At 29.9% G+C, this 6,499-nt stretch carries 6 protein-coding genes; all 6 read left to right on the top strand.

Features of this window, described 5'->3' with window-relative positions:
- Window positions 1-651: 651 nt before the first annotated feature.
- Window positions 652-1,731, top strand: coding sequence for a hypothetical protein (locus ABD816_RS21875; protein WP_344931029.1), 1,080 nt, complete (start codon window positions 652-654; stop codon window positions 1,729-1,731).
- A 606-nt stretch (window positions 1,732-2,337) separates the two neighbouring features.
- Window positions 2,338-2,607 (top strand): hypothetical protein, encoded by a 270-nt coding sequence (locus ABD816_RS21870; RefSeq protein ID WP_344931028.1) that lies wholly within the window; start codon window positions 2,338-2,340, stop codon window positions 2,605-2,607.
- Window positions 2,608-2,696: 89 nt separating this feature from the next.
- Complete coding sequence (locus tag ABD816_RS21865; RefSeq protein WP_344931027.1) at window positions 2,697-3,068, top strand: hypothetical protein; 372 nt, start codon at window positions 2,697-2,699, stop codon at window positions 3,066-3,068.
- 326 nt (window positions 3,069-3,394) lie between these two features.
- The gene (locus tag ABD816_RS21860; RefSeq protein WP_344931026.1) at window positions 3,395-3,976 is read left to right on the top strand and encodes an outer membrane beta-barrel protein; all 582 of its coding nucleotides are present in this window, start codon (window positions 3,395-3,397) and stop codon (window positions 3,974-3,976) included.
- Between the two features lie 175 nt (window positions 3,977-4,151).
- Window positions 4,152-5,276: a serine hydrolase domain-containing protein gene (locus ABD816_RS21855; protein ID WP_344931025.1), complete on the top strand. Its 1,125-nt coding sequence runs from the start codon at window positions 4,152-4,154 to the stop codon at window positions 5,274-5,276.
- Between the two features lie 21 nt (window positions 5,277-5,297).
- The gene (locus ABD816_RS21850) at window positions 5,298-6,392 is read left to right on the top strand and encodes a hypothetical protein (protein WP_344931023.1); all 1,095 of its coding nucleotides are present in this window, start codon (window positions 5,298-5,300) and stop codon (window positions 6,390-6,392) included.
- Window positions 6,393-6,499 lie beyond the last annotated feature (107 nt).

Genomic DNA, 6,499 nt, shown 5'->3' with positions numbered 1-6,499 from the left:
TCTTTGATAGCTTCCAAAGCAACCTTTGCTTTGAATGCAGAACTAAATTTTCTTCTCGATTTTTTCATATGTACAGTTTTAAATTTACAATTTAAATAGCTGTCTTAAAAATGGGGAGTATTATACTGCAAAGGTTGATTTATTTGATAGATATTCAAATTATAAAAAAGGAATTTTCTATAAGGAAATTGAACTTCATTCAAAGTTAATCTGGAATTTAAAAGAGTGTGGTAGGTTGAGAAATATGATTGTTCATAACCAGTGGAATACTGTTGACCCAGAAGGTTGTGCTTTTGTGAAATTTGAAATAAAGAAAAAAGACATAACTCAAGAATTTTTTCAATTATAATGAAAACTCTTAATAGACATAAGAAATTTGATAATAACCATTCATTATTATTTTAATGAATATGAAGAACAACATGTTGATTTGATTTGTTCATGAAAAGCCAGCATACAACAAGCTGCATGTTTCATTAAATAAATAATTTGTCTTTGCCATAGCTTCGCAAATGATTTGTCTAACGAAGATAAGCTAAATATGCAGCTATTCATTACCTATATCAAAAAACCCATACTTTTCATTCAATTTTTAACTTTTAGTTTTTAATTTTTAACTTTAATTTAGTTATTTTTACAAAAAAATACTTTATGATTAAGACATTAACAAAACATAGAATAATTCTGTTTACATTATTATTTTCTTTATTTTTGATAAGTTGTTCAACAGATGATGATGAGCCTCTTGTAATTGAAGCTATCAAAAATCCAAATAATGATGTAACAAGTAGTAGCTACCAGAGTGGTACATTAACTTTTACTCCAGGACAAAATACTCCATCAAGTGCTACTTATAAAATATACCTGGACACCAACGAAGATCCAACAACTGTATATAACTTAAGTACCAATAGTTATAATTATAGTAACTTAAAAGCAAATTCTACTTATTACTGGAAAGTAGAAACTATAGATAATACAGGAACTGTATTAGCTACTTCTTCTGTTTTTAATTTTATTACAGGTCTCATTTATAATGGAACATTATCATTAACCCAAGAACAAATAGATACATTCGAATACACCAAGGTTATTGGTAATTTGTTTATTCATGGGTTTGATAATAACTCTATCACAAACTTAAATGGCTTAAGTAGTTTAAGTTCTGTAGAAGGTAATCTTCAAATTTGGGTAAACGATAATTTAGAAAGTTTAGAAGGATTAGAAGCACTTACTACGCTAGGAGGTGATCTTCATATTTTGGAAAATCCAATATTGAAAAACTTAATGGGTTTAAATGGAATCACTTCTATTGGGGGGAATTTGATTCTTAGCACAAATAATACTTTAATAAGTTTAGATGGCTTAAACAATCTTGCTTCTGTAGAAGGAGAAGTAACAGTTAATAGGAATGATGATTTAACAAGTTTTGATGATTTAGATGCTATAACTTCTATAGGAGGCTATCTTAATATTTGGGAAAATGACAATTTAATTAATTTAAACGGCTTAGAAACATTAACTGCTTTAGGAGGAAATCTTTATATTGGAACGACTACAAACCCAAGGGCTTCGGGAGTTGGTAATAATATTTTATTCAACCTATGTGGTGTTAGTCAATTAATTATCAATGGACAAATAACAAGTGAAGAATATTTTGTAAGATCCAATGCGTATAACCCAACTTATATTGAAATACAAACTACTGGAAGTGGTGGTTGCCAGAGATAATGAAAGTAATCTTCTAAGTATCTTATTACATTTTTTAAAAAAGTTAACATAAAATATAACTAATTAGGAGGATAAACTTATATAAAAAAATAGAAACTTAAAAAAGGCGTATTCCAAAAGTTTCTTTATATTTATTCATAAGAACAGCTACCACTATCACAACAACTTGAAAAAGAGATCTAAAATCTCACAGAACTGACCGTGATCCAAGTAGTAAAAGAGAGAGGAATATCTATGTTGTCGAAGTCTAAAGCTTCACCGTATATAGTAACCTTAATTCTCTCTTTTTGTTCTTTCTGATTATACTATCAATTTAAAAAGAATCAAACTTAAGCCGTATCTAATTTATTGCTAGTTCTAGTGTATATCTACAAAAATTGGAATACCAACTAAGCAGACTAGCTTACTTCAATGCATGACCCAAGCCACCTTGACACCTGCTTGACTTACCGACACGACTCCGTGCGAACAGTACTTTAACCCTTTGGGACGTCCAAATTTTTGAACTATACTTACCATTCTAGGTATACACAATTTGTATATTGCATCTACTCTCTTTGGGAAGCAAACGCAACGTACGAGAGACGTCATAAAATATTAACCTAAATGAACCGATATAAACTTTTAATGCTTTTATTAAGCCTAACGTCATTTCTATCTTGCGCTCAAGATAAAAATGACGAAATTATTTGTAATAATAAATTAGAAAAGTTTTTTATTCAAAATTTGGGAGTTATTTCAGAATACCAAAGTAGTATTGATCATACATTAATTCTTTTTTCGGAAATAGTATCTCAAAAACAAACTAAATTAGATAAAAAATACGCTGAACAACCCAATAAATATGCTAAAATAAAAATAATTACGACGAATTAAATAAGGTTTCAGAAGAATTAATTGCAGAAATTTCAAACCTGAAAAAGCTTTACAAAATAAATAATGATACTAAATTTAGTTATCAAAAAATGTCAGATACAACCTTTTTTAAAGGATTTATTTTCAAAAAAAATAAGGATAACGTATTAAGTAATCAAGCTGTAAGGCTTAAAACCAGTATAGATTCTTTTTATGAAACAAATAATAAAATTTTAGTAGATTTTTTTAAAGGATTAAAAAGATTTAATGAAGAGAAATTCAATACCAATTTAATATTTGAAGATTATTATGGGAATAAATTAACTTATTTTGAATTTTACTTTTTAAACAGAAATAACATTCAAATTATTTCTAGATTAAATCAACTTATATACTGGGTTAACCAACAAAGGTTAGGGTATTTGAATGCAATCATTCAATACTTAACGTTTTACTATAACAGTGACTGTATCACAACATAGTCTTATGAAAAATCAAAATATTAATATTAAGTTAAGTAATAAACCGAAACAAAAGTGCTTACCCTATGCTCTACGTTTCTTATATTTAGCGAAGTAAAAGGTCAGTTCTATCGTGTTTAATTTTGACTTCAGTATTCTAATATCTTTATTTTAGCAAAAACCTAAAAATCCTTACTAACATCTGTGTAATTACTATCAACAAATCGTAATACCATTCTTAAAAATTTTGTGATTATTAAAAAAAAAATCCAAATAAGTAGGTAACACTTTACTCCTTTCTGACACTTACTTATACGACAATTTTTTTTAATAATATAACACATACTATGATTTCCAGACCTTCTGTTTTTCGTGTTTTTGTAAACACGATAATCCTTGCTCTATTTTGTACTAATATATCACAAGCCCAAACCAAAATGGGTGAATATCTTGACGTTTCTATAGGTTTAGGAATCAGCGTTCCCAGCGATCAAACGGATATTAGCGGTTCTGGTTTCTATGCACAAGGAGAATATGTATATAATATTTCTAATTGGGTAGGTTTACGACCTTATGCTGGACTTGTTCTCACATCAACCAAAGAAGCAACCAATGAAAGTAACCAAACTGATTATAAAATGTCAACAAAAGCCTTTTTGCTAGGTGGTAAGGTGCGACTATCCATTCCAATTCCATGGGTAGCTCCCTACGTAGAACTAGGGGTAGGTACTTCTATGGGTTCTTTTGAAACTTCAACTCAGTTTCACGATATCATTAAAAATGGAATACTCCTGCATATCCCTTTTGAATTTGGGGTGTCATTAGGAAAAGAGCATACTGTTGAAGTTGGATTTACCTATTATTTCCAACCAGCAGTTGAGCAAGTTACAGGAGCAGCGGCTATAGGACTTTCCTTTCCACTAAATTAATAAGGTGCATGTATACTATATGAAAGCTGTAGGGTTTTGTCTAATGAAAACCGAGGTTTACATATTGTATGGTTGATAAAACGCTTCAGTTAGCGATTGGATGAATAATTTATTATTTTACCATTAAGAGCCTACTCAAAATCTTACAATGTTTAATACAAATAAATTTTAGCCAATGAAAAGAATTTCTATGATCATATTAGTATTTATAGGGTTGATGATGTCATCATTCCAACCTGTGGTTAAAAAGGAATCTGTTACTTCAATAATTAATGAATTTGAAGATCAACTAACAAAAGATATTACGGTTGATGATATTCATGGTAGTATTTCTGCCGCGATAGTATTCGAAAATGAAATAATCTGGTCAAAAGCATTTGGGATATCAAACTTAAACACTAACACTATTTCTGATAAAAGCACTATTTACAGAACCGGATCTATCTCTAAATCTTTTACAGCTTTTCTAATGATGTTATTGGTACAAGAGGGAATTATAAACCTGGACGATCCTATAGAGAACTACTTTGAAGAAATCAAAAATAGTAACGGATATTCTGAAGCTACCAAAATAACATTTCGTCAATTAGCCAGTCATACATCAGGATTGGTACGAGAACCCACATTAAAAAATGCTGCTAGTGGCATTATTGAAGAATGGGATGATAAAGTGGTACAATCAATACCTTATACATTTTTTGAATCCAAACCAGGAGAGAGATACAGTTATTCGAACATAGGATATGGAATATTAGGTGTAGCATTATCCCGAGCAGCTGATACACCTTTTATAAAATTGGTTGAAAATAAAATCTTCAAGCCTTTACAAATGACTAACAGTTTTTTTATAGTCCCAGATAGAAAGACAGAACACCTAGCTATCGGTATGAGTGGAGGTCCACTAGAAGGTATTGACTTTGAAAAACCTAAAAAAGAGCATGCAGGCAGAGGTTATAAAGTACCCAATGGAGGTATCTATTCGACACCAAACGATTTAGGAAAGTTTATGATTTGTACCATGGGATACTCAGCATTACTTGATCAAAATAGATTGAAGGAAATGCGGGTCAATCATAATCCTGATGAAGAATTAAGAAAATATGGTCTTGGTTTTTTCTTATATCAGGATAGTATCTTGTCTACTGTGGGGCATGGAGGATATGTTTCAGGTTATACCGCACATTTTGAATTTGATAATGAAAGTAAATATGGAGTAATTTTAATGAGAAATTATAATCGGGGTTCCACTAACTTAAGTACGCGATCAAAGGCGGTTTTACGAAAATTGAAAACACTATAAAAAGACATAACAATTAGTACAATGAGACTGACGCTATTGATTACATTACTGAGTATACTGTGTTGCAATGCCCAGATTCCTATTAAAATGAATGTTTACTCTTCTTATAGAGAAACCAGTATTAGTAGAAATATGAATACACCCGACATTATTATTGACAATTCGTTAAAGTATGAGATCGTATTTACACATAATCCCCGGCAAAAAGTTGTAACAGCTACAGAAATAACAACATATAGTAATACCTACAAAGGAACACCTGATTCTTTTTTTATCAATAAAAGTGATAAAAATAAAATAAAGCAAACGATTACCATTAAGGCAAAGACATTGTATGAGTTGTTTGATTTGTTTAAAAAGGAATCTGACACTAATTATGAAAATCAAAAAGTTCTATCTACACCTTTCGAAATTTCTATGGAATTAACTAAGGGAAGCGAAACGATTGAAATCAAAAGAAAAGAGCACCCTACTGATTATATCAATCATTGGTCTTGTAATGGCAAAGAAATTTTTAATCCAAAAATTGATCAAATCATCGCAAAGATTCTTCCTGATCCAGTCTTAGGAAATTTTAAATTAGAAAAAATTCCATCCAAAAAAGCTATCAAATATCATAAAGAAGAATTAAATAAAATTTTAAATAGATTTACCTATTACCTACAATCTAATGATAGTATCAACCTCAGAGCTCTTGCGTATGAGCTATATCCAAATATTCAGACAATTAGGTATTTAAAAAAAAACAATCTATATTATAGAGGAATTCCTGAAGTTTTTCAGCACAAAAGTGAAGAAGAAATTAAAATAGCTTTGAAGCAAGGTCGGGAACGTTATGCTGCTTCTTTTTTAAAATTATTAAATAAAAAAGGTACTATTAAAAACAGTACTCTTTTAACAAAAAACGATGAAATAGAAGTTGAGTATTCCGGGTTTCTAAAAGATTTTCGTGGATCTTCAAAAATTGATTTTCCCCGAGGAAATGGTGCCATTGAAACTACTCATTTCTATTTTAAAGTAAAAATCAATGATACAACTTATCGATATTCGTTTGGAGAAATGCTACGTGTACACGATCAATGGTTATCATTTACTGGGTACGTTAAAGGCACATAGTTTACAAAGTTAAAGGGACATAGTTTACACTTTTTCAAGTTATAATTTGAGACAAAAATCAAATTATTATGCCTTGGAAAAACACAACAACTATGGAACAAAAAATT

Source organism: Aquimarina addita (assembly GCF_039539305.1).
GTDB classification, from domain to species: Bacteria; Bacteroidota; Bacteroidia; order Flavobacteriales; family Flavobacteriaceae; genus Aquimarina; species Aquimarina addita.
This window is presented reverse-complemented; position numbering and strand designations above follow the sequence as displayed.